This window comes from Glycomyces algeriensis, assembly GCF_027622855.1.
Lineage (GTDB): Bacteria > Actinomycetota > Actinomycetes > Mycobacteriales > Micromonosporaceae > Glycomyces > Glycomyces algeriensis.
In genome coordinates, this window is record NZ_JAPZVR010000004.1 from 462,593 (window position 1) to 489,468 (window position 26,876).

The 26,876-nt window shown below is 70.7% G+C and carries 25 protein-coding genes; 10 read left to right on the forward strand and 15 right to left on the reverse strand.

Translation table 11 applies throughout. From position 1 onward, the window contains the following. Positions 1 to 100 precede the first annotated feature (100 nt). Complete coding sequence (gene upp / locus O2L52_RS10685) at positions 101 to 733, reverse strand: uracil phosphoribosyltransferase (protein WP_270115372.1); 633 nt, start codon at positions 731 to 733, stop codon at positions 101 to 103. Between the two features lie 125 nt (positions 734 to 858). Here upp and deoC point away from each other — a divergent pair, with 125 nt between their 5' ends. From deoC to O2L52_RS10715, 6 genes are all read left to right on the forward strand, one after another. Continuing rightward, complete coding sequence (gene deoC, locus O2L52_RS10690) at positions 859 to 1,773, forward strand: deoxyribose-phosphate aldolase (RefSeq protein WP_270115373.1); 915 nt, start codon at positions 859 to 861, stop codon at positions 1,771 to 1,773. 3 nt (positions 1,774 to 1,776) lie between these two features. Beyond that, complete coding sequence (locus tag O2L52_RS10695) at positions 1,777 to 3,201, forward strand: aldehyde dehydrogenase family protein (RefSeq protein ID WP_270115374.1); 1,425 nt, start codon at positions 1,777 to 1,779, stop codon at positions 3,199 to 3,201. Continuing rightward, the gene (locus tag O2L52_RS10700; protein WP_270115375.1) at positions 3,194 to 4,078 is read left to right on the forward strand and encodes an aldehyde dehydrogenase family protein; all 885 of its coding nucleotides are present in this window, start codon (positions 3,194 to 3,196) and stop codon (positions 4,076 to 4,078) included. Before O2L52_RS10695 ends, O2L52_RS10700 begins: the two co-directional genes overlap by 8 nt. A 141-nt stretch (positions 4,079 to 4,219) precedes the next feature. Continuing rightward, positions 4,220 to 5,053 (forward strand): hypothetical protein, encoded by an 834-nt coding sequence (locus tag O2L52_RS10705; protein WP_270115376.1) that lies wholly within the window; start codon positions 4,220 to 4,222, stop codon positions 5,051 to 5,053. Positions 5,054 to 5,376: 323 nt separating this feature from the next. Further along, on the forward strand, positions 5,377 to 6,957 hold the full coding sequence (locus O2L52_RS10710; RefSeq protein WP_270115377.1) for a hypothetical protein: 1,581 nt from the start codon (positions 5,377 to 5,379) through the stop codon (positions 6,955 to 6,957). Then, on the forward strand, positions 6,954 to 7,379 hold the full coding sequence (locus O2L52_RS10715; RefSeq protein WP_228091671.1) for a roadblock/LC7 domain-containing protein: 426 nt from the start codon (positions 6,954 to 6,956) through the stop codon (positions 7,377 to 7,379). The genes O2L52_RS10710 and O2L52_RS10715 overlap by 4 nt, the downstream gene beginning before the upstream one ends. A 53-nt stretch (positions 7,380 to 7,432) precedes the next feature. On the opposite strand, the gene O2L52_RS10720 is transcribed toward O2L52_RS10715, so the two are convergent. The 5 genes from O2L52_RS10720 to O2L52_RS10740 form a co-directional block, all read right to left on the reverse strand. Next, entirely contained in the window at positions 7,433 to 8,287 is an 855-nt protein-coding gene (locus O2L52_RS10720; protein WP_270115378.1) for a formate/nitrite transporter family protein, read from the reverse strand. A gap of 488 nt (positions 8,288 to 8,775) precedes the next feature. Next, complete coding sequence (locus tag O2L52_RS10725) at positions 8,776 to 9,363, reverse strand: GTP-binding protein (protein WP_270115379.1); 588 nt, start codon at positions 9,361 to 9,363, stop codon at positions 8,776 to 8,778. A gap of 6 nt (positions 9,364 to 9,369) precedes the next feature. Next, the gene (locus tag O2L52_RS10730; RefSeq protein WP_091048505.1) at positions 9,370 to 9,747 is read right to left on the reverse strand and encodes a DUF742 domain-containing protein; all 378 of its coding nucleotides are present in this window, start codon (positions 9,745 to 9,747) and stop codon (positions 9,370 to 9,372) included. A gap of 250 nt (positions 9,748 to 9,997) precedes the next feature. Beyond that, positions 9,998 to 10,396, reverse strand: coding sequence for a roadblock/LC7 domain-containing protein (locus tag O2L52_RS10735; RefSeq protein ID WP_030161947.1), 399 nt, complete (start codon positions 10,394 to 10,396; stop codon positions 9,998 to 10,000). Between the two features lie 45 nt (positions 10,397 to 10,441). Then, complete coding sequence (locus O2L52_RS10740; protein WP_270115380.1) at positions 10,442 to 13,633, reverse strand: sensor histidine kinase; 3,192 nt, start codon at positions 13,631 to 13,633, stop codon at positions 10,442 to 10,444. Positions 13,634 to 14,272: 639 nt separating this feature from the next. Between O2L52_RS10740 and O2L52_RS10745 the strand changes: the two genes are divergently transcribed. Beyond that, a complete protein-coding gene (locus tag O2L52_RS10745; RefSeq protein ID WP_270115381.1) occupies positions 14,273 to 15,109 on the forward strand; it encodes an MHYT domain-containing protein in 837 nt (278 codons plus the stop codon). 78 nt (positions 15,110 to 15,187) lie between these two features. Next, positions 15,188 to 16,273, forward strand: coding sequence for an MHYT domain-containing protein (locus O2L52_RS10750; protein WP_270115382.1), 1,086 nt, complete (start codon positions 15,188 to 15,190; stop codon positions 16,271 to 16,273). A 170-nt stretch (positions 16,274 to 16,443) separates the two neighbouring features. On the opposite strand, the gene O2L52_RS10755 is transcribed toward O2L52_RS10750, so the two are convergent. After that, complete coding sequence (locus tag O2L52_RS10755) at positions 16,444 to 16,701, reverse strand: hypothetical protein (protein ID WP_270115383.1); 258 nt, start codon at positions 16,699 to 16,701, stop codon at positions 16,444 to 16,446. Between the two features lie 222 nt (positions 16,702 to 16,923). Here O2L52_RS10755 and O2L52_RS10760 point away from each other — a divergent pair, with 222 nt between their 5' ends. Together O2L52_RS10760 and O2L52_RS10765 are read left to right on the forward strand one after the other, a co-directional pair. Then, positions 16,924 to 18,555, forward strand: a complete 1,632-nt coding sequence (locus tag O2L52_RS10760; protein WP_344471985.1) for an alpha-amylase family protein — start codon at positions 16,924 to 16,926, stop codon at positions 18,553 to 18,555. Positions 18,556 to 18,566: 11 nt separating this feature from the next. Further along, a complete protein-coding gene (locus O2L52_RS10765) occupies positions 18,567 to 19,535 on the forward strand; it encodes a TIGR03885 family FMN-dependent LLM class oxidoreductase (RefSeq protein ID WP_344471739.1) in 969 nt (322 codons plus the stop codon). A gap of 48 nt (positions 19,536 to 19,583) precedes the next feature. Here O2L52_RS10765 and O2L52_RS10770 read toward each other — a convergent pair whose 3' ends face one another. The 8 genes from O2L52_RS10770 to hemL form a co-directional block, all read right to left on the reverse strand. Then, positions 19,584 to 20,171 carry a hypothetical protein gene (locus O2L52_RS10770; protein WP_270115386.1) on the reverse strand — a complete coding sequence of 196 codons (588 nt, stop codon included), beginning with the start codon at positions 20,169 to 20,171 and terminating at the stop codon, positions 19,584 to 19,586. A gap of 256 nt (positions 20,172 to 20,427) precedes the next feature. Further along, on the reverse strand, positions 20,428 to 21,393 hold the full coding sequence (ccsB, locus tag O2L52_RS10775; protein ID WP_270115387.1) for a c-type cytochrome biogenesis protein CcsB: 966 nt from the start codon (positions 21,391 to 21,393) through the stop codon (positions 20,428 to 20,430). After that, a complete protein-coding gene (resB, locus tag O2L52_RS10780) occupies positions 21,390 to 22,985 on the reverse strand; it encodes a cytochrome c biogenesis protein ResB (RefSeq protein ID WP_270115388.1) in 1,596 nt (531 codons plus the stop codon). The genes ccsB and resB overlap by 4 nt, the downstream gene beginning before the upstream one ends. Continuing rightward, positions 22,982 to 23,722: a cytochrome c biogenesis CcdA family protein gene (locus O2L52_RS10785; RefSeq protein WP_270115389.1), complete on the reverse strand. Its 741-nt coding sequence runs from the start codon at positions 23,720 to 23,722 to the stop codon at positions 22,982 to 22,984. The genes resB and O2L52_RS10785 overlap by 4 nt, the downstream gene beginning before the upstream one ends. A 25-nt stretch (positions 23,723 to 23,747) precedes the next feature. Continuing rightward, entirely contained in the window at positions 23,748 to 23,921 is a 174-nt protein-coding gene (locus O2L52_RS10790) for a hypothetical protein (protein WP_270115390.1), read from the reverse strand. Next, positions 23,918 to 24,517, reverse strand: a complete 600-nt coding sequence (locus tag O2L52_RS10795) for a TlpA family protein disulfide reductase (RefSeq protein WP_270115391.1) — start codon at positions 24,515 to 24,517, stop codon at positions 23,918 to 23,920. The genes O2L52_RS10790 and O2L52_RS10795 overlap by 4 nt, the downstream gene beginning before the upstream one ends. A gap of 23 nt (positions 24,518 to 24,540) precedes the next feature. Next, positions 24,541 to 25,194 carry a histidine phosphatase family protein gene (locus tag O2L52_RS10800; RefSeq protein ID WP_270115393.1) on the reverse strand — a complete coding sequence of 218 codons (654 nt, stop codon included), beginning with the start codon at positions 25,192 to 25,194 and terminating at the stop codon, positions 24,541 to 24,543. Continuing rightward, positions 25,191 to 26,498: a glutamate-1-semialdehyde 2,1-aminomutase gene (gene hemL / locus O2L52_RS10805; protein WP_270115394.1), complete on the reverse strand. Its 1,308-nt coding sequence runs from the start codon at positions 26,496 to 26,498 to the stop codon at positions 25,191 to 25,193. Before hemL ends, O2L52_RS10800 begins: the two co-directional genes overlap by 4 nt. Positions 26,499 to 26,876: the final 378 nt, after the last annotated feature.

The window sequence follows — 26,876 nt, forward strand, 5'->3', positions numbered from 1 at the left end:
CCCCCCCGCCCCCCCGCCCCCCCGCCGGGGGGGGCCCCCCCCCCCCCCGGGCCGGGGGGGGGGGGGGGCGGGGGCCCCCCCCCCCCCTCACTCGTTGCTGCTAGAAGCGGCGGTAGGCGCCGAATTGGCGGTCGCCGGCGTCGCCGAGGCCGGGAATGATGTAAGCGGCGTCGTTGAGCTCCGGGTCGACCGCGGCGGTGGTCATGCGGAGGCTGAGGCCCGAGGCGTCGAGCTTCGCGATCCCGTCGGGCGCGCACAGGACCGAGATCAGGTCGATGTCGGTGCAGCCGCGCGCGGCGATCATCTCGCAGCAGCGCAGGAGCGAGCCGCCGGTGGCGACCATCGGGTCCAGCACGATGACGTGGCGCCCGGCCAGGTCGTCGGGCAGGGACTCCATGTAGGCGTACGGCTCATGGGTCTCCTCGTCGCGGGCCAGGCCCACGAACCCCATCGAGGCGTCCGGGATCATCGCCTGGGCCGCGTCCGCCATGCCCAGCCCGGCGCGCAGCACCGGGACGAGCAGCGGCGGGTTCCCGAGCCGGTAGCCCTTGGCCGGGGCCACGGGCGTCCTGATCTCGTATTCGGTCACGGCCACGTCGCGCGTGGCCTCGTAGACGAGCATCGTAGTGAGCTCGTGCAGGGCAGCCCGGAACCTTGGCGAGTCCGAGCGCTCGTCCCGCATGGCGGTAAGCCGTTCTGCGGCGAGCGGGTGTTCGACGATCTTGACATCCACGGTTCCCAACCTTAACGCCCAGCTCGCCGAGCTAATGTGAGCTGGTCACCACAGTCTGAATCGAACACGCGGCGAGGCTTGCGAGCCGCGCTTGCGTACAGCCAGGATACGGATATCATCCAGTCATGGGATCAATTTTGAGCGGCGCTGAGGCCGCCGCCCTCGTCCGCGCCCTCCCCGGCGTCGACGCGGTAGGCCTCGAAGCGCGCGCGGCGGGGCTTGCCACCCGCTCCGTCAAAGCGGACGCGAAGGCCAAGGCCATCGACCTCGCCATCAGCATGATCGACCTCACCACCCTCGAAGGCGCCGACACGCCCGGCAAGGTCCGGTCGCTCGCGTCCAAGGCCGTGCGCCCCGACGGCGACGCCCCCGCCACCGCCGCGGTCTGCGTCTACCCGTCGATGGTCGCCGTCGCCGCCGAAGCCGTCAAGGGCTCCTCCGTGAAGGTCGCCTCCGTCGCCACCGGCTTCCCCGCCGGGCAGGTGCCGCTCGACGTGCGCCTCGCCGACACCGAGGCCGCCGTGCGCGCCGGGGCCGACGAGATCGACATGGTCATCAGCCGCGGCGCGTTCCTCGCCGGCGACCTCGAACGGGTCTTCCACGAGATCAAGGCCGTCAAGGCCGCCAGCGGCGAGGCCCGCCTCAAGGTCATCCTCGAGACCGGCGAGCTCGTCACCTACGACGACGTGCGCCGCGCCTCCTGGCTCGCCATGTACGCCGGGGCCGACTTCATCAAGACCTCCACCGGCAAGGTCGGCGTCAACGCCACCCTCCCGGTGACGCTCCTGATGATGCAGGCTGTGCGCGACTACCGCGCCCTCACCGGCGTCCAGGTCGGCGTCAAGCCCGCCGGGGGCATCCGCAACACCAAGGACGCCATCAAGTACCTGGTGTGCGTCAACGAGATCCTCGGAGACGACTGGCTCTCCAACGAGTGGTTCCGCTTCGGCGCCTCCAGCCTCCTCAACGACCTGCTCATGCAGCGCCAGAAGCTCAAGACCGGCCACTACTCCGGCCCCGACTACGTGACGGTGGACTAAGCGATGTTCGAGTACGCGCCCGCACCCGAGTCGGTGCGGCCCCAGATCAAAGAGCACTACGGGCTGTTCATCGACGGCGAGTTCACCGACGCCGCCGACGGCGCCGTCTTCAAGTCCGTGAACCCCTCCACCGAGGAGGCCCTGTTCACCGTGGCCGAGGCCGGCGAGGCCGACGTCCAGGCAGCCGTCGCCGCCGCCCGCCGCGCCCAGGAGTCCGTGTGGGGCCCCATGAGCGGCGCCGAACGCGGCAAGTACCTGTTCCGCATCGCCCGGCTCCTGCAGGAGCGCGCCCGCGAGTTCGCCGTCGCCGAGTCCCTCGACAACGGCAAGCCCATCAAGGAGACCCGCGACTTCGACGTCCCGACCGCGGCGCAGCACTTCTTCTACCACGCCGGCTGGGCCGACAAGCTCGCCTACGCGGGCCTGGGTGCGGACCCGAGGCCGCTCGGTGTCATCGGCCAGGTCATCCCCTGGAACTTCCCGCTGCTCATGCTCTCGTGGAAGATCGCCCCCGCGCTCGCGTGCGGGAACACGGTGGTCCTCAAGCCCGCCGAGACCACGCCGCTGACCGCGCTCATGTTCGCCGAGCTCTGCCAGGAGGCCGAGCTGCCGCCCGGCGTCGTCAACATCCTCCCCGGCGCCGGCGCCACCGGCGCGGCCCTTGTGGACAGTGCCGTGGACAAGGTCGCGTTCACCGGATCGACCGCGGTCGGCCGGGCCATCGCGAAGTCCATCGCCGGCTCCAAGAAGAAGCTCACCCTCGAGCTCGGCGGGAAGGCCGCGAACATCGTGTTCGACGACGCCCCCATCGACCAGGCCGTCGAGGGCATCGTCAACGGCATCTTCTTCAACCAGGGGCACGTGTGCTGCGCCGGTTCCCGCCTCCTCGTGCAGGAGTCCGTGGCCGACGACGTGCTGGAGCGGTTGAAGGCCCGCGTCGAGACGCTCCGCGTGGGCGACCCGCTTGACAAGAACACCGACATCGGCGCCATCAACTCCGCCGAGCAGCTCTCGCGCATCCAGGCGCTCGCCGCCACGGGCGGTGACGAGGGCGCCGAGGTCTGGCAGCCCGCCTGCGAGCTGCCCGAGCGCGGGTTCTGGTTCCGCCCCACCGTGTTCACCGGCGTCCAGCAGTCCATGCGGATCGCCAAGGAGGAGATCTTCGGCCCGGTCCTCAGCGTCCTCACGTTCCGCACCCCGGACGAGGCGATCGCCAAGGCCAACAACACCCCCTACGGCCTCTCGGCCGGGGTGTGGACAGAGAAGGGCTCCAAGATCCTGTGGGCGGCCGAGCGGCTGCGCGCGGGCGTGGTGTGGGCCAACACGTTCAACCAGTTCGACGCCGCCAGCCCGTTCGGCGGCCTGAAGGAGTCCGGTTACGGCCGCGAGGGCGGCCGCCAGGGGCTGGAGGCCTACCTCGATGTCTGAGCACGCTGATCGCCTGCGGGTCAAGAAGACCTACAAGCTGTACGTGGGCGGGAAGTTCCCCCGCTCGGAGTCCGGAAGGAGCTACCCCGTGAGCAGCCCGGACGGCGCCGAGCTGGCCAACGCCGCGCTCGCCAGCCGCAAGGACGGCCGCGACGCCGTGGCCGCCGCCCGCAAGGCCCAGCGGCCGTGGGCGGGCCAGACCGCGTACCTGCGCGGCCAGATCCTCTACCGCGCCGCCGAGATGCTCGAAGGCCGCGCCGGCCAGTTCGCCGAGGAGCTCGCCGACGCCACCGGCGCCGAGGCCCACGAGGCCCTCGGCACCGTCGAAGCCGCGATCGACCGGCTCGTGCACTACGCGGGCTGGACCGACAAGTACACGTCCGTGCTCGGCGGGGCCAACCCCGTCGCGGGCCCGTACTTCAACCACACGACCCCCGAACCGCTCGGCGTCATCGCGATCGTCGCCCCGCAGGACGACCCGCTCCTCGGACTGATCGACGCCGTCGCCCCCGCGATCGCCACCGGGAACACCGTCGTGGTGCTCGCGAGCGAGGCGAAGCCCTTGCCCGCGTTGAGCTTCGGTGAAGTGCTCGCCACCTCGGACCTGCCCGGCGGGGTCGTGAACCTCCTCAGCGGCAAGGCCGCCGAGGTCGCACCGCACCTGGCCGCGCACGCCGACGTCAACGGGCTCGACCTCGGCGGCGTCGCCGACGCCGGGCTGGCCGCGAGCCTGGAGGCCGCCGCCGCCGAGACCCTCAAGGTCGTGCGACGCCCCGGGCGCACCGGCACCTCGCTCGACCTGCTGCGGCAGTGGACCGAGTACAAGACCGTGTGGCACCCGGCCGGGATGGCCGCGACCGCCGGAGGCGGCTACTAGCGACACCCGATGGGGCCTCGAGATTCAGATCTCGAGGCCCCATTCGCCTATTCCACTGCGAACCGACCTACCGGGTACGACCGGGCGTGTCGCGTCGTCGTACGCTGTTCCCCAGCTAGATCACTACGGGAGGGACGCGACATGGCGGCCGATTCGGACGGGCCGGTGCGCAGCGCCGAGACGGACAAGCTCTGGAACGAGATGAGCGTCGACCCGGTGGAACTCCACCTGGGCAAGGACTCCGGTTTCACCCTGCGCGCGTACCGGATGTCGGACACCCTCCCCGGCGCGAAAGCCGCAGCCGCGCCCGCCGAGGACAAGGCCGAGGTCGAGGAGACCGACGAAGACGTGAAGCCCGGCGGCAAGCACGCCGCTGACGACGACGCGGCCCCCGAGGACGAGGACGCCCTCGAGCCCGACGCGGCCGACTTCGCCGACGACGAGGACGACGCCGCCGAGGAGGACGAGGACGCCCTCGACGCCACCCCCGAGGAAGTCCCGGTCTTCTTGACCCGCAAGGGGAAGCTGCTGGTCTTCCGCGAGCCCGGCGCGCTCGTCGAGTACGTCAAGGGCAACGACGACCACGACCTCGCCGCGATCGAGGAGTACGCCGAGCTGCAGGAGCGCCTCAGCGCCGACGACATCGTGTGTGACGAAGACGACACCTACGAGCTGGACCTGGTGGTCGCCAACCTCCGCGGCGGCCAGGAGGCCTGGGAGCCCGAGCTGCTCATCAAGGCCGCCGAGGTCGGGCGCGACCTCGGGTACGCGCTGAAGAACGACTCCGTCGTCAACTCGCTCGCCCCCGGCTCGCCCCTCGACGACCTCGACGAGACCTTCCGCATCGTCGTCGACGGCGGCCTGCGCGGCAAACTCGCCAAGCGCCGCTTGAAGAAGAACGACTCGCAGCAGGCGGCCATCGCCTGGCGCGGCGTCATCGCCAAGATCAACGACCACGTGGAATGGCGCGGTTAGCGGCGTACCGGCATCATCCGAACAGCCCATGCGGACTCATACTCGGAGTCCGAATCCCGGCGCCGCCGCGAGCGCACGCGGCGGCGCGGCCGCGTCGCACATTGTTATTCCACTGGGGAATCCCCTGGTCGGCAGCGTCAAGGAATTGACGGAAATGTGTGCTATGCACTTCCCGCCCTTCATGAACCCGCACTGTCTGTCCGCTTGCAGAACCGAGTATTCTGCGGAAAACTGATAACGGACTGGTAAATACAGGCAGGGCTGCGGCCCGCCGTCAGGGGCCGGCGCCCGTCCGGGTGCGCCCTACGAGAGGAGCCCCGCGGGTGCAAGTGTTCTGCGGCATCACCATCGACCAGCAGGTAGCAGGAGCCGGACAAGGCGACACCGCCTGCGCCGTCGCGCTCGTCGCGGCCGGCGGCAGCCTCATCGCCACCGACACCTTCGGCGACGACCCCCGCGGTTGGGTCCGCCTCAACAGCCTCCTCGCGCGTTCGGCGCCCGGCCAGTCGGTCTCAGTGGCCGTCGACGGCGAAGTCGTCCAGCTGGCCGAGTTCGCCGCAGCCGCCGGGCAGCTCGTCATCCGCGCCGCCAAGACCTCGCGCTCCAAGGACGCCCTCGACGACGCCATCGCCATGGCCCGCGGCCTGGCCACCGGCGAAGTGAGCGGCCAGCCCTTCGCCGCGCGCCCTGAGATCAACGCTCTGCGCCCGATCCTGGACACCGTGGCCTCGGCCGCCAGGGCCCGTCACGACGCGGCAGAGGCGCTCACGTGCCTCCTGCGCGCGGTCTTCCCGGCGGCGCTCGCCGCCTGGGACGACCCGAGCGAGGCCAACGCCGTCGCCATCCTCACCCGGCTCCCCCAACCCGGTGCGCTCCAGTCGATCTCGACCGAAGAGCTCGCCGCGGACCTCGCCACCGTGGCCGACCCCGGCCAGGTCGCGGCGATGGCCGGGGCCCTGACCGAGGCGATCCGCGAGATCGGCGGCGGCGACGACCCTTCGGTCGCGCCCTCCGTCTCCGCGACCGCCGACGCCGTCTCCGCCTGGGACCGCTCGCTCGAAGGCCTCATCGGCCTGCTCCAGGCCAAGCGCCCGCGCCTCGACGCCATGCCCCCCGCCGTGACTCCCGTCGTGTACGACGACGAGGACCGGCCCTCGCGCCGCCACGGCCACGACACGCACACCACCGTCCGCCTCCCCGGCGACCTGCCGGACCGCCAGAGCCTGCGCGCCCTGGACCCGGCCTCGCAGCTGCACTCGGTCGTCGACCTCGAAGCGACGCAGGTGATCCCCGAGTCGCAGATGCCCGTGGACGGCGAGAGCCACACCCGCTCGATCCGCCGGCGCCGCCGGGCCCAGCCCGCCGAACTGCCGCAGTCGGACCTGCCCGCGCCGACCGAGCGGACGGTCACCCGTTCGGCGCTCGCCGACGCGTTCCAGTCCGAGAGCATGCGCCAGCCCGAGCCTGAGCCGCGCCGCCACCCGTGGCAGCCGAAGGACGACGTGCACATCGTCGACGTCGCCAGCCTCATGGCCGACGACGACGGCCTCATGATCCTCGGCCAGGCCCGCAGCGCCTGGTTCAAGCGGCCCGAGAGCGAAGAGCCCGAACCGGAGTCGTGGAACCTCCCCGGCGACGACGGCTGGCGCACCGCCCGCCACGTCACCGAGGCCCCCGAGACCGAGGAGCCGATCACGCCCGCCGGGCTGCCGCGCCGCAAGCCGCAGGCGAACCTGGTGCCCGGCGCGGTCGTCGCCGACGAGAACCCCCGCTTCGACGAGCCGATCGACCGCGACCCAGAACTGCTGGCGCAGAACACCGCCGGCTACTTCAAGGGCTGGGGCCGCGCCCGGGGCGGCCGCCCCGGTGCGGGCGCCAGGACGGAGAGGATGGCGACCCGATGAGCGCCAATCTCGGCGTCTACGAGCGCTCCCTGAGCATGCTGCTCGGCTCGCTCGTGGCCCGCACCCCCGGGCTCTCGCACGCCGTGCTGGTGAGCGTCGACGGCCTCCCGCTCGCGGTCTCCGCCGGGCTCCCCAAGGAGCGCGCGGACCAGTTGGCGGGCATCGGATCGGGCCTGCTCTCCATGGGCGAGGGCGCCGGCCGGTCCATGGACCACGGCCCCACCCAGCAGGTCATCGTCGAGATGGCCGAGGGCGTGCTCCTCGCCGCCCCGGTCGGTCCGCAGATCTGCCTGACCCTGCTCGCCGTCTCGCAGTGCGACCGCGAGCAGCTCGGGTACGAGCTCGGGCAGTTCACGATGCAGGTCGGGCCGCTGCTCAACGAGGCCCTGACGAACACGGGCTCCATCCCTAAAGTCGTGTAAGGCAAGCGGAACGGGCCCCGAGGCGATGCCTCGGGGCCCGTTCCGTGTGCGGGTCAGCTGCTCGCGCCGACCTTCTCGCGCGGGGCCGGCAGGGTGACCGTGCGGGTGCGGGTCGTGCCGGTGCGGGCGTGGGTGGCGTAGAGGGTGAGGCCCACGAAGGTGAGGCCGCCGACGAGGTTGCCCACGACGGTGGGGATCTCGTTCCAGATCAGGTAGTCGCCGACCGAGAAGTCGCCGCCGAGCATGAGGCCCGCGGGGAACAGGAACATGTTGACGATCGAGTGCTCGAAGCCCATGTAGAAGAACACGAGCACCGGCATCCACATGCCGATGACCTTGCCCGGCACGGAGGTCGACATCATCGCGGCGACCACGCCGGTGGAGACCATCCAGTTGCAGAGCACGCCGCGGATGAAGAGGGTGAGCATCCCGGCCGCGCCGTGCTCGGCGTAGCCGACGGTGCGGCTCTCGCCGATGGTGCCGAGCGCCTGGCCGATCTCGTTGGGCTCCACGGAGAACCCGTAGGTGACGATGATCGACATCATGAGGGCGACGGTGAACGCGCCCGCGAAGTTCCCGACGAACACCAGGCCCCAGTTGCGCAGCACCGAGCGCGGCCGCACGCCGGGGCGCTTGTCGATGAGCGCCAGGGGCACGAGCGTGAACACGCCCGTGAGCAGGTCGAAGCCGAGCAGGTAGAGCATGCAGAAGCCGACCGGGAACAGGAGCGCGCCGAGGAGCGGCTGACCGGTGTTCACCGTGATCGTGACCGCGAACGCGGCGCCCAGGGCCAGGATCGCACCTGCCATGAAGGCGCGGAGCACGGTGTCGCGGGTCGACATGAAGACCTTCGCCTCGCCGGCGTCGATCATTCGCGCGGTGAACTCCGCTGGTTTCACATAGGACATGGGCGCTCCTCGGGGATCGGGCCGGTGGTGCCGGGGTCGGGCTCGGACCGGGTGGAGTCTCCCGAATTCGGGTTTCAAGCGCATGAACTGCGGACGTTCGACTTGTCACCAACACCGCACCGCAGGCGAACCGGGCTTCGTGACACCTGGACGGCGGCCGTTCGACCCGTCCCCGACACCGCGCGGCGGCGACCCGGAGCCGTGACACCGCCGTGAAGGTCGCGTTTCCAATCGCGATCGCCCTCGTCCGGGGCGCGGAGCGACCCGCTGGCGCATCGGGACCTCGAGGCGGTCACCGGGCGCGGCCCGGCGTCCGCCCGGACATGCCGAAGGGGCCCGAGGCGGTAAGCCTCAGGCCCCTTCGAAGCATGGTCCAGGGAGATGGGTCAGCCTAGACGACAGTTCTCAATCACGGCTCGCAAGCTTCGCCGCTGTGTTCATTCACGGCTCGCAAGCTTCGCCGCGGGTCTGCGTCCGCCTGTGGGCGGCTAGTGGACGCCGACGGTGCGGGTGCGGCGCATCGAGAGGACGTACTCGACGAGCTTGATCAGCACCTGCTTGGTGGACTCCCGGTTGCGGGCGTCCGTGTACATCACGGGGACGTCGTGCGAGATCTGCAGGGCGTCGCGGATGTCGTTGAGGTCGTGGAGCTGCTTCCCGTCGAAGCAGTTCACGGCGACCAGGTAGGGCAGCTTGCGGTGCTCGAAGAAGTCGATCACCGAGAAGCAGTCGGCGAGGCGGCGGGTGTCGACCAGGACGATCGCACCGATCGCACCGCGCACGAGCTCGTCCCACATGAACCAGAACCGGGTCTGGCCGGGCGTGCCGAACAGGTACAGGATGAGGTCCTGGTCGATGGTGATACGGCCGAAGTCCATCGCCACCGTGGTGGTCTGCTTGTCGGGCACCAGGTTGTTGTCGTCGACGCCCTCCGAGGCGGAGGTCATGATCGCCTCGGTCGTCAACGGAGTGATCTCGGAGACCGATCCGACCAAGGTCGTCTTGCCGACGCCGAAGCCGCCGGCGATGACGATCTTGGCAGAGGTCACACGAGAGGTGTCTGCGGATGAGTTCATGTGGGTCTATAGCCTCCTGAGTCCACTGAGGACACGCTCAAGGAGCTCGGTTCCGACCGATCCGTCGCCGCCGTCCGCGTCGAATCCGGTGGGTTCGTGCACTGCCAGCAAACCATCGGCCGCCATGTCGGCGACCAGGACGCGCGCGACGCCCAGGGGCACCTCCATGCGCGCGGCGATCTCGGCGAGGGACTGGAGGCGCCCGCCGCACAGGTCGACGATCACCTTCTGCTCCCGGCCGCCGAGGAACTGCCCGGACCGGCCGCGCGCAGTGGTCTCCACCAGCGCTTCCAGGGCGATCTCCAATTGGGGCCGCGTACGGCCGCGAGTGACCGCGTACGGTCTGACGAGTGAGCCGGTCGGCTCATCACCACCGAGGACCATTACTACCTCCAACCGCAGCGCGCGGATCCCACAATCCTTGTGCCGCAGTCATGTCAGTTATCCGTGTACCGCGTGCCAGGGGAGGCACCGGCCCGTCGCCTGGGGATGCGACGGAGGGGTTCGATTGTTCAGTTCGTCCCACTCGTGCTGGTGCGCATGTACGGCTCCGCAAGCGATCGCCGAGGCTGCCGCTCGAGAGGAGCCTACCGTGCCGCACGTGCATTCGCCAATCGCGCCTGTACGGGCATGACTAGCTGCGGGCGGACGGCGTCAGGGCCTGGCCGACGCGGTCGACCAGCAGGGCCATCTCGTAGCCGACCTGGCCGACGTCGCAGTTCTTCGAGGCCAGGACCGCGAAGGAGGAGCCGTCGCTGATGGACATGAGGAACAGGAAGCCGCGGTCCATCTCGACCACCGTCTGGAGGACGGCGCCGCCTTCGAAGCAGCGGGAGGCGCCCTGGGTGAGGCTCACCAGACCCGAGGTCACGGCCGACAGCTGGTCGGCCCGGTCCCGCGGCAGGTCCCGCGAGGAGGCCAGCAGCAGACCGTCGGCGCTGACCGCGACGGCGTGGGCCACGCCCGGCACGCGTTCGGCGAAGCCGGCCAGCAGCCAGCCCAGGTCCTGGACCGAGGTTCCACCAGTGCTCATCGTTTGCGCTCCTTAGTAGCGTCTTCCGTGTTGCGGTTCAGCGACTCAGTTACCGTCATTGCCACGTCCTCGCTGCACCCCACGGTGATAGGCCGACAGCAGGCCCCGAATGCCCTCCGGGTTGCGCTTCTGCGCGCTGACGGTCTCCTGTGATTCCTCCACGGCCCCGGGAACCAGGCGTTCCATGGGGCGGCGCTTGGGAAGTCCCACCGAGGTCGTCTCGGCGGAGACGGTCTCGGCGAAGGCGTTGTCCACCCGCGACCAGCCGTCGTCGGCGGCCGTGCGCCAGGCGTAGGAGCCCGACTCGGCTTCGGGGGAGGTGAGGCGGCGTCGTTCCAGGCCCGGGGCGGACGAGTGCTCGTCGGCGGGCTTGCTCTGCATGGGCGTCGAGCCTTCCGTGGGCTGCGGAGGGGCGGGCGGTGCCGCCTCCCAAGCCGGGGCGGGGGACTCGGCCGCTTCTGACTGGTCAGCGTAGCGCGGCGAGGTTGCCTCCGCCACCTCCGCGGGAGGCGCCTCCGTCGCACGGAAGGACGACACGCCGCCCTCCTGGACGGGGGCCTCGGCGGCGGCGCCGAGCGTCGGCGCGTCCTCTTCGACCTTCTTGGGGGCGGGAGTGACGGCCTTGAACCAGGCCGACTCGACCTCGCGGAAGATCGGGAGCTCGGTGGTGGCGTCCAAGGCGGACACGCGGTCCTTCTTGGCGGCGCGCGGGGCCTCCGTGCCCGAGGGCGCGGCGGCGGCGTCGGGCCACGACGGCGGGACCGGCTCCGGTTCGGGCGTGAACGCCTCGAGCTGGATCTTCGGCAGCGCGACGTGCTCGGAGGAGACGATCTCGCCGGTCACTTCCATGACCTTGCCGCCGGGGCGGCGGTCCTCGGCGAGGCCGCCGGGCCGGAACATGAAGCCCGGCTCCTCTTCGGCCGCGGGCGCGAACGGCTGGGCCGGACGGCCCTGGTTGCGGTGCAGCGCGTGCTCGCCGGTGAGCGGTTCGGCGGGCTGCGGCGGGACGACCGGCGGGCGCGAGGGCTGCTGCGGCGCGCTGGGCTGCCACATCGGCTGCTGCGGCTGCGGCGGGGGCGGCGACTGCGGTCCGACGGTGTCGAACAGCCCGGCCGGGCTCTCGGGGACCTGCGGGAGCGCGCCGGAGTTCATGCCGAGCGCGCCGCGCGGGCCGTCGTCGCGGCCTTGCAGGGCGAACGTGCTGTCGCCGTTGTCGAAGCCGGCGTTGTCGAAGCCGGTGCCCTCGAGCGGGACGCCGCTGCGGAGGCCGCGCTCGGGCAGCTTCGGGTCGGTGAGGACCGCTTCGCCCAGGATGACCTCGGCGACGGTGCCGCGCTGCTCGCCGGGGCGCAGCTCGACGCGGACGTCGTGCCGCTTGGCGAGGCGGGCGACCACGACCAGGCCCATCATGCGCGAGGACGCGAGGTCGATCGCTTCGCCGGACTCGGAGAGCTGGCGGTTGATGTCCTCGATCTGGCCCGGCGGCATGCCGATGCCGATGTCGTTGATGCGCACGCGGATCGCGCCCTGGGGGCTGTCGGCGGTGCGCATCTGCTCGGCCTCGACGAGCACCGGGGACTCCGGCGGGGAGAACGCGGTCGCGTTGTCCATGAGCTCGGCGATGAGGTGCACGAGGTCGTTGACCGCGGCCGGGCGGATCTCCCGCTCGGCCTCGAGGTTCCCGAACTCGATGCGGGTGTACTGCTCGACCTCGGACTGCGCGGCCTGCAGGATGTCGCCCACGGGCGCCGGGTAGCGCTCCTGGCGGGTGGAGTCCGCGCCGGCGAGCACCAGGAGGTTCTCGTCGTTGCGGCGCATGCGGGTCGCGAGGTGGTCGAGCTGGAACAGCTCGGCCAGGCGGTCCGGGTTCTCCTCGCCGCGCTCCAGGTGGTCGAGGTGGCCGATGAGCCGGTCGACGAGGTTCTGGGAGCGGCGGGCGAGGTTGATGAACATCTGGGAGACGTTGGCGCGCAGGGCGGCCTGCTCGGCCGCGATGCGGATCGCCTCGGTGTGGACGATGTTGAACGAGTGCGCCACGTTGCCGATCTCGTCGCGCTGGTCGATGTCGATCACCGCGCCGGTCTCGGCCGCGACCTCGTCGGGCGTGCGGTTGCCGATGGTCTCCGCGTCGCGCATCTGCGCCACCGCCTGCGGGAGGCTCACGTGGGCGACGTCGAGCGCGCCCTCGCGGAGCCGGCGCAGGCCGGTCGCCATGTTGCGGGCGATGAGCAGGGCGATCACGGTCGCGACCACGAAGGCCGCCAGGATGAGCACGGCCTCGAGCAGCAGCTGGAAGATCTGCGCGTCGCGGTCGGAGCTGGCGTCGTCGAGGACTTCCTCCGACTCGCTGCGGATGTAGTCGAGGCCGTTGTCGAGGATCGCGTCGTAGGAGGCGATGACCTCGGCGTCGACTTCCAGGTCGCGGTTGGTGCTCGCGGTGACCGCGTCGTTCTCGAACTCGAGGGCCGCCTGGGCCTCCTTCGTGTTCAAGCCGCCGGTGCTGAAGAAGAACGCGAGCTGCTCCTCGCGGTTGGCGACGGTCTTGAACTCGGCCTCGGCGGTCTCGCGCAGCGAGGCGTAGGAGATGAAGTTCTGCCAGCGGGTGGCGTTGATGAACTTGCGGCCGTTGCCGACGTTGATGGCGATCGCGCGCTCCTCCTCGAGGGTCTCGAGGATGGTGGTGGCGGCGGCGATGGCCTGGAGGTTCCGGGCGATGTCGGGGTCGTTGACGATGCGCGAGGAGATGTCGGTGATGGTCACCAGTTCGGCGACGAGGCGCTGGTAGACGCGGGAGGTGGCGTCGATCGAGGCCTGCTGGGCGTCGTTGACGGCCTGCTCGCGGATCTGCAGGAGGCTCTCGTACTGCGTCTGGACCGCGTTGATGCGGTTGGTGATGTCCTGGGAGAGGTCGGGGAGTTCGGCGGCCTTCTCGTTGAACCGCTCGTACGCGGTGTCGGTCCCCTGCTGCTGGGTGGAGACGTGCTCCTCGTCGTACTGCGCCTCGTCGATGCCGGCGACGTGCTCGCCGTCGAGACGCAGGTGCGTGACGAGCAGGGACCGCTCCTTCTGGAGTTCGTACCTGAGGTCGGCGACGAAGGTGTTGAACTCGACGAGGTCCACCATGTCGTTCGACTCGAACACGCGGTCGGAGAGGTCGTAGAGGCGGAGGCCGGCGACGGCCACCAGGACTACGAGCGGCACCAGGAGGATCATTCCCAGCTTGGACCGGATTCGCATGTCGGCGATGCGGGGCAGGCCGAGCGGTCCTCGTCGAGCCGCTGAACCCGCACGGTTCGAGCTGCGCTTGCTCACCTTGTCTAGCCTCCTGGGGTGGTCCTCTGTGTCAGACCGAAGGGCCCGGGCCGGGCGGGATCGGTCTCGGGCCGACGTGTCGAGTCGGCTGCCTCCGGCCCGCCGGGGAGGCGGGGGCGGCATGTGAAGCCCAGCAGATTCCATCATGACGAATGAGGGCGGCGAAATCCAGGGGCGTACTGGAGTACTGAAGAGCCCTTCGTATGGCAGTGTGTTGCGGGGCGAATCCCAAGATACACTGATCTTTTGGACACATGCCTATGCGGTATTCGGTCGTTCGGCTGAGAAGATCGCCTGTTCGGACGACAACTCGGCCCCCGGTCGGACGAGTCCCGTCCAATGGACCTTACCGATGGGTCGCGCACGGAACGAGTCCACGACACCACGCTTCGTGATGACCGTTTCGCCACCTTAGTCCATTGACCGAGCGCGGTTCCCCGAACACGAACGGGGGACAGATCTGACATAGCGCCCGCAGGTCCGCGTACGACTCGCACACGCTGTGCGACACACTTCGCCCTCCATTAGGCACGGTTGACCCACGACCTTCCAGGAGGCAACCCCATGGCACCGCCACTGCACGACGTGCTCGCATCGACGCTCGAGCACCACCACTTCACCTACGGCTGGCTCAACCCCGTGATGGGCCTCGCCTTCGCAGCGGCCGGCTCCTTCCTCGGCCTCTCGGCCTCCCGCTACGCCCGCGCCGCCACCTCCCCCGGTGGCCGCCTCCGCTGGACCCTGTTGGCCGCCTTGGCCATCGGCGGGGTCGGCATCTGGATGATGCACTTCATCGCGATGGTCGGCTTCACCGTCACCGGCGCCGACATCGCCTACGACCCCGGACTCACCGCCGCCTCGTTCGCACTCGCGGTCGCGGCGGTCGGCATCGGGCTCTTCGTGTCCGGAGGCAAGCGCGCTGGCTGGCCGCGCTTGATCCTCGGCGGACTGGTGTGCGGCGCGGGCGTGGTCGGGATGCACTACACGGGCATGGCCGCGGTCGCGACCGGCGGGCAGGTCACCTACGACCCGCTCCTGGTCGCGGCCTCGGCCGTCGTCGCAGTCGTCGCCTCGACGGTGGCCCTGCGCTTCACCGCCGTCATCTCCCGGCGCGGCAGCATGGCCCTGGCCGCCGCCGTCATGAGCGTCGCGGTCGTCGGCATGCACTACACCGGCATGGCCGCGGTCGAGGTCCAGGGACCGCCGCGCGCGGACGTCTCCGGCATCAGCCCGCTCGTCCTGCTCCTGCCGATCCTCATCCTCGCCATGATCGCCATCGTCGGCATGGTGTTCGGCGTGCTTGCCTCGCCGGCGCTCGACTCCATCGCACAAGATGCCCGAGGCGACCGAAATGACCGTCCTAGTGCAACTGTCCGTCTTGCGGACGCCGCCGGACAGTAGTCGTATAAGTTTCACATCGCGCTGCACCTGAAGCGCGACATTCCGGATACGGGCCGAGCCCGGGGAGGAAGACCACGGATGGAACACGTCAGTCACTTCACTTACGGCTGGATCAACCCCATCATGGCCTTCGGATTCGCGTTCGCGGGTTCGATCCTGGCGCTCATGTGCATGACCCAGGCGCGCCGCCAGGACGGCACGGTGAAATCCGCTCGCAAGCGGGTCCGGTGGATCGCACTCGCCGCATTCGCGTTGGGCGGCACCGCCATCTGGATGATGCACTTCACCGCGATGATCGGCTTCAAGGTCGTCGACTCCGACATCGGCTACGACCCGCTGAAGACCTTCCTCAGCCTCGTCGCCTCCATCGGCGCCGTGTTCTTCGGCCTCCTGGTGGCCGGCACCGGCCGGCGCAACACCGTCGCGAAGATCCTCATGGCCGGTCCCATCACCGGCATCGGCGTCGTCATCATGCACTACTCGGGCATGGCGGCGATCAACGTCTCGGGGCACATCAGCCACGAGCGCGACTACTTCATCGCGTCCGTCGCGATCGCCGTCGTGGCCGCCACCGCGGCCCTGTTCTGCGGCATGTACCTCGACGGCTGGCGCTGGCAGTCGGGCGCGGCGGTCATCATGGCGATCGCCATCTGCTCCATGCACTTCACTGGCATGGCCGGGGTGCGGGTGACCCTCCACGACGGTGGCCGCGACTCGGTGGCGGGCATCGACCCGATCATGCTCATCCTCCCGATCCTCGGCGTCGCGACCATCGGCATCATCGTGCTCCTGTTCGCGCTCATGGGGACCCAGCCGAAGATGGTCACCAAGCGCGACCAGCTCGGCATCGAGGTCGAGGACGAGGAAGTGCTCCCCACGGCGACCGGCGCGATCCCGGTCGACAAGCTCCGCGGCCCGCAGCCGGGCCCGAACGGGCAGGGAGCCGCGCGGACCGGGCGGGTGCGCAACAAGAGCCAGCGCCAGGGCCACGGCGTCCCCGACCAGCGGACGGCCCCGATCCAGGCGCCGGTGGGCAGCCACGACGGCCCGCTCATCGTCCCCGACCGCCCCGTGCCGCGCGGCCAGCGCTCGTTCCAGCAGGCAGACTTGGAGCGGACCGCCGAGCACTTCGACATCACCCCGCGGCAGACGCCGCGGCGATAATCCAGACTCTCGCTCCGGCAAGCAGCGGGAACGGGCGGCCTCCGAAAGGAGGCCCCCCCCTACCCAGATATTGGTGAATTATAAGGCCCGTCACGCACACCACTCGTGGCGCGGTGGCGGCGGTTCCCCAAGGAGCGCTTGGTGAAGCCTCGCGCGGATCCGGGTCGCGCTCAGGCGTGCTTGGCGACTTCGACGGAGCTGCGGGCCTCTTCGAGCTTGCTGCGGAGCGCGGCGGCCATGGCGCTGCCCTCCTCGAGCTGCTCCTTGCCGACGTTGAGCGCGTTGGAGGCGGCCTCGATGCCGAGGGCCTGGACCTGGCCGAGCAGCTCCTCGGTCTGGGCCTTGGTGGCCTCGACCTGCCCCTGGAGGTCGTTCACGGCCTCGATGTTCGCGTTGATGAGGTTGAGCGCCTCGTCGATGCTCGCCATGGGGCACAGCCTTCCTGTCCGGGATTCGGGGTGTCACCATGCGCCGCAACCGGATCAGCCGCGCGAGCGCGGTCCCGGCGGGTGGTCCCCGGTGGGCTCCAAGCCTATCCAAATCGCCTGCGCCCCGCATCCCCCGGCGGCCGCGGCGGGGCCGGTCCGGGTTTCGCCGGGGCGCGCCGCGGGCATACGACGGGACCTGTGAATCGAGTGGAAAGGGACGCGATGCTGCCGCTCTGGTACCGGAACGCCGTGATCTACGCGGTGGACCCGGCGATGTTCCGCGACTCCGACGCCGACGGCTGGGGCGACCTGCGGGGCCTGACGAACCGGCTCGAGCACCTGCGCGGCCTCGGCGCGACCTGCGTCTGGCTGCTGCCGTTCTACCCCTCGCCGTTCAAGGACGGCGGCTACGACATCACCGACCACCTGTCGGTCGACCCGCGGCTGGGCACCATCCCGGACGTGGTGGCGTTCCTGGAGGAGGCCGAGGAGGCGGGCATCCGGGTGCTCTTCGACCTCGTCGTGCAGCACACCTCGGACCAGCACCCGTGGTTCCAGGCGGCGCGGCGCGACCGCGACTCCCCTTACCGGGACTACTACCTGTGGTCCGACGAGCCGGTCGACGACGGCCTCGAGTCGGTGTTCCCCACTGTGGAGGACGGGGTGTGGACCTGGGACGAGGAGGCGGGGCAGTACTACCGGCACATGTTCTACGCGCACGAGCCGGACCTCAACCTGGCGAACCCGGAGGTGCGGGCGGAGATCCGGCGCATCATGGCGTTCTGGCTCCGCTTGGGCGTCTCGGGGTTCCGGGTCGACGCGGTCCCGTACATGGTGCACGCCGCCGAGGAGGTCGAGGAGTACAAGGCCGGCACGGACCTGCTGCGGGAGCTGCGGGAGTTCGTGGCGCTGCGCCACCCTGAGGCGGTGCTCATCGGGGAGGTCGACGTGCCCGCCGAGGAGTACAACGACTACTTCCTCGAGGGCGACGGCCTGACGATGCTCCTGAACTTCTGGCTGAACAACCACATGTTCCTCGCCCTCGCGCGCGGCGAGGCCGCCCCGGTGCACGAGGCGCTCGAGAAGCAGCCGGACCCGCCGCGCCGCAGCCAGTTCGCGAACTGGCTGCGCAACCACGACGAGCTCGACCTGGAGCGGCTCACCGAGGCCGAGCGGGACGAGGTCATGGCCGTGTTCGCGCCCGACGAGAACATGCGCGCGTACGGCCGCGGCATCCGGCGGCGCGTCGCCCCGATGCTGGACGGCGACCCGCGACGCATCGCGGCGGCCCATGCGCTGCTGCTCTCGCTGCCGGGGACGCCGGTGCTGCAGTACGGCGACGAGATCGGGATGGGCGACGACCTGTCGCGGCGCGAGCGGCTCAGTGTCCGCATCCCGATGCAGTGGACGGCTGACGAGCACGGCGGGTTCTCTTCGGCGCCCGCCGGCGACCTGGTCGCGGAGCCCGTTGAGGAGGGGCCTTTCGGGTATCCGGAGGTCAACGTCTACGACCAGCAGCGGCGGCCCGGGAGCCTCATGGCGAGGGTCGGCGACATGGTCAGGACCCGACTCGGGCTCACCGAGATCGGTTTCGGGACGCACCGGGTCCTCAACACGGGCTGCCCGTCCGTGGTGGCCCTGCTGCACGAGGACGAGCGCGACGGGAAGGTCGTGACCCTCGTGAACCTGGCCGCCGAGGACGTGGAGGTCCGTGTCGCTGAAGAGGGCTTGGACGACCTCGTGGACGTGCTCACCGACGGCGAGTACCCGCCCGAGGAGGACGATCCGCCGCTGCTGCGGCTGGCCGGGCACGGCTACCGCTGGCTGCGACCGCGCGCGCACGTCTTCAAGTGAACGGGGAGAGCATGGTGGAAATCGGATATCACGCTTCGCACGAGCAGTTCCCGCCCTCGCGTCTCGCCGCGGCCGCCGTCGCGGCCGAGGCGGCCGGGTTCGACGCGGTGCTCTCCTCCGACCACTTCGCGCCATGGAGCACCGACCAGGACGAGTCCGGGTACGCCTGGACCTGGCTGGGTGCCGCGATGGCGCGGACGCGGCTGCCGTTCGGGGTCGTGACCGCGCCCGGCGACCGCTACCACCCTGCGATCACCGCGCAGGCCATCGCCACGGTGGAGGAGCTGTTCCCGGGCCGGTTCACGCCCGCGCTCGGGAGTGGGCAGGCCCTGAACGAGCACGTCACGGGCACCGTCTGGCCGCGCAAGCCCGAGCGCAACGCGCGCTTGCACGCCTGCGCGGACGTGATCCGGCGGCTCCTCGACGGCGAGACCGTCGACCGCGACGAGCCCGTCAAGGTCCGCGCCGCCCGGCTCTACACCCGGCCGGAGGCCCCGCCGCCGCTGTTCGCGGCCGCGCTCTCGCCCGGGACCGCGCGCGAGGTCGCGGCCTGGGCGGACGGGCTCATCACCGTGAACGCCCCGGAGGACCGGCTGCGCGCGATCATCGACGCCTTCCGCGAGGGCGGCGGTGAGCACAAGCCGCTGCACCTGCAGGTCCACTTGTCTTGGGACGCAAGCGAGGAGGCCGCTCGCGCGCAGGCGCTGCGGCAGTGGCGGTTCGTGGCCCTGCCGCCGTCGCTCAACCAGGAGCTGGAGCTGCCCGAGCAGTTCGACGCGGCCTGCGCCCATGTCCCGGTGGACGCCCTCGAACCGGGCGTCCACATCGGCGCCGACCTCGACCTGCACGCGGCGGTCATCGCCGGGTACGCCGAACTCGGCTTCTCGCGGCTGTACCTGCACCAGGTCGGCGTCGACCAGGAGCGGTTCATCGACGTGTTCGGGGAGAAGGTCCTCCCCCAGCTCCGCACTGGCGGCTGAGCCGCGCTGACGCGGCTGCGGCGGTACGTCTAGAAGCGCCGGGGCATCTCAGTCGATCAGCGCATCGCTGCTCGGCAGTAACGCCGACCGCGGCCGTGCTCCTAAGCGCGTGAGTGCATCCACAAGGGACACCGCGGCGGTGACGAGGAGGACCGTTCCCGCGAGCGGTCCGATGACCGCACTGGTCTTGAGTCCCTTGGCCTTCGCCAAGGGATACGCGCCGATCGCGGCCACGGTGACCAGTGCCGCCGGGATGTGCACGGCGGGAATCTCCAGGACCACGGCGACCGGGAAGAGGTGCACGCCGACGACGAACGCGATCCATGCCGCGATCGCATCGGCGTGCTTTCGCCACGCGAGGAGCGCCGCGCCGAGACCGGCCGCGGCGAACTCGACGCCGACGATGATCCCGAAGCTCCGGCCGGTCGCGTCGTCGAACACGGTGCCGTCCGACCAGTGCCGCCACAACAGGAGTCCGCCTGCGGCGGCCACCAGGATACTCAGGATCGATCCCGCCGCGAGGAACTTGACCCACGACCGCGGCGGGCCCTCTTGGGCCCAGCCGAACCAGGCCATGGCGAAGAAGCCGAAGACGGCCGCCAGACCGGCGGCGTCACGGACGTGTTCAGGGGTCATGCGAGGTCCGTTCGAGAGGTAGGCCGACTAGGGATGTCGTACCGGTAGGTCAGGGTAGATACAGTGCACATTTACGGCTCGCAAGCGTCGCCGAGACCGGGCCCATCGATGTCCGATTTGCCCCGGGCGCTCCGCTCACGTTCGGGCCGTAAGCCGCCCGTGAAGCGCCGCCGCAGATGCGGTTCGGGCCGGAACCCGGGCCGCAAGCAGCCGCGGCAGACGCGGTTAGGGCCGTTGCCCGGCCGCGAACCGCGCCTCAGACGCCCGCGTAGGAGTGCAGGCCGTCGAAGACCAGGTTCACGGCGGTGAGGTTGAAGAGCATCACGGCGTAGCCGAGGATCGCGATCCACGGCGCGTTCGCCTTGGCCGACCGGCCCGACACGCGCGCGTGCAGGTAGGCGGCGTACACGACCCAGGCGATGAACGCCCACACTTCCTTCGGGTCCCAGGCCCAGTAGCGGCCCCAGGCGAGGTGCGCCCACACCGACCCGGCGATGATGCCGAAGGTCAGCAGCGGGAACGCGAACACGTGGATCTTGAAGGTCATGCGCTCCAACGCGGTCGCGTCCGGCAGGCGCTCGGCGACGTTGAGCGGGAAGCGGACCGGCTTGCCGTCGGAGACCTGGCGGTCGTAGCGGCGCTTGAGCAGGTGCAGGATCGCGAAGACGCAGCCGATGAGCAGGATGCCGGAGGAGGCGATCGCGGCCGTCACGTGGATGACGATCCAGTACGAGTCGAGGGCCGGGACCAGCGGTCCCGCCTCGGTGTAGACGCGCACGGAGGTGCCGAGCACCATCGTCACCGCGAAGGTGGCGAAGAGGCCGAGGCGGCGCGGCACGCTGCCGCGGGAGACGAGGATCAGCCAGGTGACCATGCCCGCGAGCGCGACGCCCACGGTGTACTCGAACATGTTGCCCCACGGCCACCGTCCGGTGTGGATCACGCGGGTGACGATGCTCGTCGCGAGCGCGGCGGTGCCGAGGAAAGTGAGGATCAGGCCGAGGCGGCCCGCGCCGCGCGCGGCGGCGGGGCTGATCGGGGCCTCGGCGGCGACGGGGTCGTCAGGGGCGTCGGCGCCGGCGGTGCCGACGGACGCGAGCTGCTTGGCGCGCTTGGGGGCGCGCTTGTCGAAGGCGTACTCCACGGCGTAGGCGAACATCGCCCCCGCGTAGATGAGGATGGTGGCGACGAACAGCGCGTTCGCGACTTCGGCCCCGGTCATTGCTGACTCCCGATCGACTCGTCTGATGAGGATGCTTGCGGCGGCTCGTGGCCGGGCGCGATCGCAGCGGTGAGCTCGTCGCACTCCTCGTCGAGGCCGTCGTAGTCGTTGCGGTTGAGCCCGGCGGTCTCGACGGTGCCGTCGGGGTTCCACCGGATCCAGAACCGCCTGCGGCGCACTGCGAGTGCGGGCAGCAGGCCGCCGAGGAGCAGGATCGCGCCGGCGAGGACGACGGGGCCGCCCGGGTCGTGGCGGACCTGCAGGACGGCGTACTGCTCGACGCCGTCGAAGGTGAGGCTGGAGCCGTCGGGCAGGGTCATGGAGTCGCCGACGCCGATGACCTCGACCTCGTCGTTGACCTGCTCGAGGTTCCCCGAGGCGATCTGGGCCTCGTTGATCGCGTACACCGATTCGGGCCGCCCGTCGGCGAGGCCGAGGTCGCCGGTGTAGGCGGTGAGGGCGAGGACCGGGTTCTCGAGCTCGGGGTTCGTGCCGAGGAGCATCGCGGTCGAGTCGTCGAAGGTGGGCACGAAGACGGCGTCGAAGCCGACTTCGGCGTTCTCGTCCACGGTGCCCGTGGCGGGGTCGACGTTGGCGTCGGGGAACTTGAACGCGCCTTCGGAGTTCATCGCGGCGTCCATCGCCAGGAACTCCTGGTGGAGGGTCTGAGTCTGGCCGTAGCGGTCGGTGTAGGTGACGACGGGCGTGTAGCCGTGGCCGATGAGGAAGACGTTGGTGCCGTCGATGTTCAAGGGGTGGTTGACCTCGAGGGCGTACTCGCCCTCCTCACCCGCCGCCTCGTAGGAGATCGCGGCGTCGTAGGCGGTGGGGCCGCCGTTGGTGAACTCGGCGTCGAAGTCGTCGAGGGTCACGCAGAACTGCGGGAGGCCGGTCTCGTCGACCCAGGCGCCGAGGCCGTACTCGTCGTACTGCTGCAGGTTGTTGCAGTAGGACTTGTCCTCGGAGAGGATGCGGTTGCCATACCAGCTCATGAGGCTGCCGAGGGCGACGCCGACGAGCATGAAGATGACGCTGCTGTGGAACAGGAGGTTCCCGGTCTCGCGGAGCTGGCCCTTCTCGGCGCTGATCGTGACGGTGCCGTCCTCGGCCTCGCGCACGGTGGTGCGCCAGCGGCGCTGCTTGAGGACGGCGCGGGCGAGCGACTGGTTGGCCTCGACCGCGAGGGTGCGGTGGTACGGGAGGATCGACATGCGGCGCGGCGCATCGGGGACCTTGGCGCGCAGGGCCTTCCAGTGGAGGCCGAGGCGCGGGAGGATGCAGCCGACGAGGCTGACCATGAGCAGCAGGTAGATCGCGGAGAACCACGGCGAGGTGTAGACGTCGAAGGCCCACACGCGGTCGAGCCAGGGGGCGAGGTCGGGATGCTGGTCGTAGTAGGCGGCGACGTCGGGGGCGCTGATGGAGCGCTGCGGGAACGTCGAGCCGGGGATCGCGGCGAGTGCGAGCGCGAGGAGCAGCAGGAGCGCGGTGCGCATGGCCGTGAGCTGGTGCCACCAGCGGCGCCCGAAGGCGCGGAGGCGCTTGGCGGGCTTGGGTTTGGAGCGGGGCGGGGGCGCGAGGGTGGCGGTCACAGCAGGCTCACCCCGGCTCCCACGGTGGCGCGCAGCCAGTTGGTGAACTCGGTCCAGGCGCCGGTGACGAGGGCGATGCCGACGAGGCAGAGCATGGCGCCGCCGGCGATGGAGATCACTCGGCCGTGGCGTTTGAGGAAGTCGAGGGCGCCGGCGAGGCGGTGCATGCCGACGGCGAAGAGCACGAAGGGCAGGCCGAGTCCGGCGCAGTAGGCGATCATGAGGCCGATGCCGCGGGCCGTGCCGTCCTGGATCACCGCGAGGCTGGTGATGGCGGCGAGTACCGGTGAGGTGCAGGGGATCCAGGAGAGCGCGAAGACCGCGCCGAAGAGCGGGGCGCCGGCGAGGCCGACTGCGGGGCGCCACCGGGGGGCGAAGCCGCCGCGGGTGGGGATGAGGCCGATGAACATGAGCCCCATGGCGATCATGACGATCCCCGCGACGGTCTCCAGTGTGGAGGAGTTGGTGAGGAGGGCGCGTCCGGCGCTCTGGAGGGCGAAGACGACGGTGGTGTAGACGGCGGTGAACCCGGCGACGAACAGGAGCGCGCCGATCAGGACGCGGCCGGTGCGCCGGTCCTTGGAGAGCTCCTGGCCGCTCATGCCGGTCACATAGGACACGTAGCCGGGCATGAGGGGGAGGGTGCACGGGGAGGCGAAGGAGACGAGCCCTGCGAGTGCGGCGATGCCGAAGGCGAGCAGCAGCGGCCCGGAGGCGGCGGTCTCGGCGGGGTTCATGCGGTCTCCGCTCCGGCAGCGGTGGTCACTCGGACTCCTTGCGCGGCAAGGGGACGGTGCGGCCGGGCGGGGCGGTGCCGTCGAGGCGGCGCTTGACGAGGGTGCCGACCGCGACGGCGGCGAGTGCGGCGGTCCCGGCCATCACGGCGCCCTTGGCGGCCTTGCGGATGACGGATTTCGGGGCTGGCGGCGTGCTCATGACGGCTCCAGGGCTTTGCGGACGTCGGCGATCAGGGTCTCGGCGTCGTCGATCTCGCCGCGCCAGATGGAGAAGACCCGGTGCTCGGCGTCGATCACGATGGTGGCGGGGATGTCGTTCGGGGAGAGGCCGTACTCGACGAACTGGTCGGCGACGCGGCCGGCCTCGTCGCTGAGCGAGGGGTAGGAGACCGCCCAGCGGCGCTCGAAGGCCTTCGCGGCGTCCACGGTGTCGCGGATGTTCACGCCGAGGAACTGCACCCCTTGGCCTTCGCTCGAGCCTCCGGTTCGCTCCGCGAACTCCGCGGCCGCCTCGACGAGGTAGGGGGCCTCGGCGACGCAGGGCGCGCACCAGGAGCCCCAGAAGTTGACGACGAGGACCGATCCGGCCCACTCGTCGGTGTCGATCGGGTTGCCGTCGAGGTCGTCGCCTTGGAGGCGGGGCGCGGCGAAGCGGTCGCCGGGCTCTTCCCAGCGGTAGTTCGAGCCGTCGCCCGAGACGTACCGGTCGCGGTTGATCTCGTTGACGCGGTTCGCGTTCTCGCCGCCTGTCTCGGAGCAGGCGGCGAGGGCCAGCAGCGGCGCAGCCGCCAGCATCGTCCTCCGCCGCAGGCCCATCGCTAGGCGCCCTTGGCCTTCCGAGCGGACTCGGACTTGAGGATCAGGTGGGCGGCGGGCTCGGCGTACTCGATGCGGGCCAGCGAGGGGCCCTCGTAGACGAAGCTCGTGATCGAGGCGAGCGCGCATTCGCGCTTGCGGGGGTCGTGCCACAGCTTCTTGCGCTCGGCGAAGCGGCGGACGGTCCAGATCGGCAGCTGGTGGCTGACGAGGACGGCCTCGGAGCCTTCGGCGGCGACGCGGGCCTGCTCGACGGCGTCCATCATGCGGCGCGCGATGTCGAGGTAGGCCTCGCCCCAGGAGGGGCGGAACGGGTCGCGGAGGCGCCACCAGTAGCGCGGCTCGCGCAGGGCGCCGTCGCCGACGCCGACCCGCAGGCCCTCGAAGGAGTTGCCGGCCTCGATGAGGCCGTCGTACGTGGTGACGTCCATGCGGTACGAGGCGGCCACCGGTTCGGCGGTCTCCTGCGCGCGCTGCAGCGGGGAGGCCCCGACGTGGACGACGTCGCGCCCGGCGAGGCGCTCGGCGGCGGCCACGGCCATCTCGCGCCCCAGCTCGGACAGGCCGAAGCCGGGGATGCGCCCGTAGAGGATGCCGTCCGGGTTGTGGACCTCGCCGTGGCGCAGCAGGTGGACGATGGTGGTGGAGCCGCTCATGAGCGCACCTTAGCCGCGGCTTCGGCCGCTGTGTGCATGGCCTGTTCGATGTGTGACAGGGCTTCCTCGTCGATGGCGGCCGAGGTGAACCAGCATTCGAAGGCGCTCGGCGGCAGGTAGACGCCGTTCTCGAGCATCGCGTGGAAGAACGCGCCGTAGGCCGCCGTGTCCTGCGCCTTGGCGTCGTCGAAGTTCCGCACCGGGCCCTCCGAAAAGAAGACGCTGAACAGATTCGAGGGGGCCGAGACGTAGTGCGGGACACCGGCTTTGGTGAGCGCCTCGGTCGCCATCCGCTGGAGTTCGGCGGCGGTGGCGTCGAGCGTGCGGTACACGGCGTCGTCGCAGGCGCGCAGTGTCGCCAGGCCGGCGGCGACCGCGAGCGGGTTCCCCGAGAGGGTCCCGGCCTGGTACACCGGCCCGGAGGGGCTGATCCGCGCCATGAGGTCGGCGCGGCCGCCGAACGCGGCGGCGGGCAGGCCCCCGCCCATGACCTTGCCGTACGTGTAGAGGTCGGCGGGTGCGGCGAGGCCGCCCGGGGCGACGCGGAAGCCGGTCATGACCTCGTCCGAGATCAGGAGCGCGCCGCGGGCGTGCGCGGCGGCGTACAGCTTCTCGTTGAAGCCGTCGAGCGGCTCGATCGCGCCCATGTTGCCGGGGACGGCCTCGGTGATGACCGCGGCGATCTGGCCCGGGTGCTTCGCGAAGGCCGCTTCGACGGCGTTGATGTCGTTGTAGGGGACGACGATGGTGTCGGCGGCGGCCGAGGCCGGGACGCCCGGCGAGTCGGGGTGGCCGAGCGTGGCGACGCCGGAGCCCGCTTCGGCGAGGAAGTAGTCGGCGTGGCCGTGGTAGCAGCCGGCGAACTTGATGATCTTGTCGCGGCCGGTGGCGGCGCGCGCGAGGCGCACCGCGCTCATGGTGGCCTCCGTGCCGGAGGAGACGAGGCGGACCATCTCGCAGGGGGTGCGCTCGACGATGAGCTCGGCGAGCTCGATCTCGCCCAGCGTGGGCGCGCCGTAGGAGGTGCCGCGGGCCGCGGCCTCGGTGAGCGCCGCGACGACCCCGGGATGGGCGTGGCCGAGGATGAGCGGGCCCCACGAGCCGACGAGGTCGATGTAGACGTTCCCGTCGATGTCCGTGAAGCGGGCGCCAGAGGCCTCGCGGACGAAGACGGGGTCGCCGCCGACGCCGCGGAAGGCGCGGACGGGCGAGTTGACACCGCCCGGGATGACCTGGGCGGCGCGCGCGATGGCGGCGGCGGAGGCGGTGTGGGTTCGAGCGGCCTGCGGTTGCCTGTCAGTCACCCGGTCAGCATCGCACACGCCGCGCTGGCGGGCCGGAATCGGCCCGGACTGCTATCGCCCGGGCCATCCGCGGCGCGCATGCGGGCGCAGGGGATCCGTGGCGGTCCGCGGCCTCCGGCAGGGCGGTTCAAGGCCGCTCCGGCGGGGCGGTTCGCGGCCGCTCGGCGAAAGGCCGTCCACAACCCCCACCCACCACTAGATGGTTGATTCCTAGGGGTCGATTGGGGTCGGGTCGGGCCCCTCGCGGTCGGCATGAAAGCGAGGGAGTCCAGACTCGTTGTGTGGCAACAAGTTTGAATAACCTGGACTCCCTCGCTACCGCACTCTACGTGACGGTCGACGACCTGATCAAGGAACACCCGCACCTGGCGCCCTGGA

Coding starts and splice junctions, on each gene's coding strand:
- deoC (WP_270115373.1), top strand. CDS start 859: ATGGGATCAATTTTGAGCGGCGCTGAGGCCGCCGCCCTCGTCCGCGCC.
- O2L52_RS10695 (WP_270115374.1), top strand. CDS start 1,777: ATGTTCGAGTACGCGCCCGCACCCGAGTCGGTGCGGCCCCAGATCAAA.
- O2L52_RS10700 (WP_270115375.1), top strand. CDS start 3,194: ATGTCTGAGCACGCTGATCGCCTGCGGGTCAAGAAGACCTACAAGCTG.
- O2L52_RS10705 (WP_270115376.1), top strand. CDS start 4,220: ATGGCGGCCGATTCGGACGGGCCGGTGCGCAGCGCCGAGACGGACAAG.
- O2L52_RS10715 (WP_228091671.1), top strand. CDS start 6,954: ATGAGCGCCAATCTCGGCGTCTACGAGCGCTCCCTGAGCATGCTGCTC.
- O2L52_RS10720 (WP_270115378.1), bottom strand. CDS start 8,287: ATGTCCTATGTGAAACCAGCGGAGTTCACCGCGCGAATGATCGACGCC.
- O2L52_RS10725 (WP_270115379.1), bottom strand. CDS start 9,363: ATGAACTCATCCGCAGACACCTCTCGTGTGACCTCTGCCAAGATCGTC.
- O2L52_RS10730 (WP_091048505.1), bottom strand. CDS start 9,747: ATGGTCCTCGGTGGTGATGAGCCGACCGGCTCACTCGTCAGACCGTAC.
- O2L52_RS10735 (WP_030161947.1), bottom strand. CDS start 10,396: ATGAGCACTGGTGGAACCTCGGTCCAGGACCTGGGCTGGCTGCTGGCC.
- O2L52_RS10740 (WP_270115380.1), bottom strand. CDS start 13,633: ATGCGAATCCGGTCCAAGCTGGGAATGATCCTCCTGGTGCCGCTCGTA.
- O2L52_RS10745 (WP_270115381.1), top strand. CDS start 14,273: ATGGCACCGCCACTGCACGACGTGCTCGCATCGACGCTCGAGCACCAC.
- O2L52_RS10750 (WP_270115382.1), top strand. CDS start 15,188: ATGGAACACGTCAGTCACTTCACTTACGGCTGGATCAACCCCATCATG.
- O2L52_RS10755 (WP_270115383.1), bottom strand. CDS start 16,701: ATGGCGAGCATCGACGAGGCGCTCAACCTCATCAACGCGAACATCGAG.
- O2L52_RS10760 (WP_344471985.1), top strand. CDS start 16,924: ATGCTGCCGCTCTGGTACCGGAACGCCGTGATCTACGCGGTGGACCCG.
- O2L52_RS10765 (WP_344471739.1), top strand. CDS start 18,567: ATGGTGGAAATCGGATATCACGCTTCGCACGAGCAGTTCCCGCCCTCG.
- O2L52_RS10770 (WP_270115386.1), bottom strand. CDS start 20,171: ATGACCCCTGAACACGTCCGTGACGCCGCCGGTCTGGCGGCCGTCTTC.
- ccsB (WP_270115387.1), bottom strand. CDS start 21,393: ATGACCGGGGCCGAAGTCGCGAACGCGCTGTTCGTCGCCACCATCCTC.
- O2L52_RS10785 (WP_270115389.1), bottom strand. CDS start 23,722: ATGAACCCCGCCGAGACCGCCGCCTCCGGGCCGCTGCTGCTCGCCTTC.
- O2L52_RS10790 (WP_270115390.1), bottom strand. CDS start 23,921: ATGAGCACGCCGCCAGCCCCGAAATCCGTCATCCGCAAGGCCGCCAAG.
- O2L52_RS10795 (WP_270115391.1), bottom strand. CDS start 24,517: ATGCTGGCGGCTGCGCCGCTGCTGGCCCTCGCCGCCTGCTCCGAGACA.
- O2L52_RS10800 (WP_270115393.1), bottom strand. CDS start 25,194: ATGAGCGGCTCCACCACCATCGTCCACCTGCTGCGCCACGGCGAGGTC.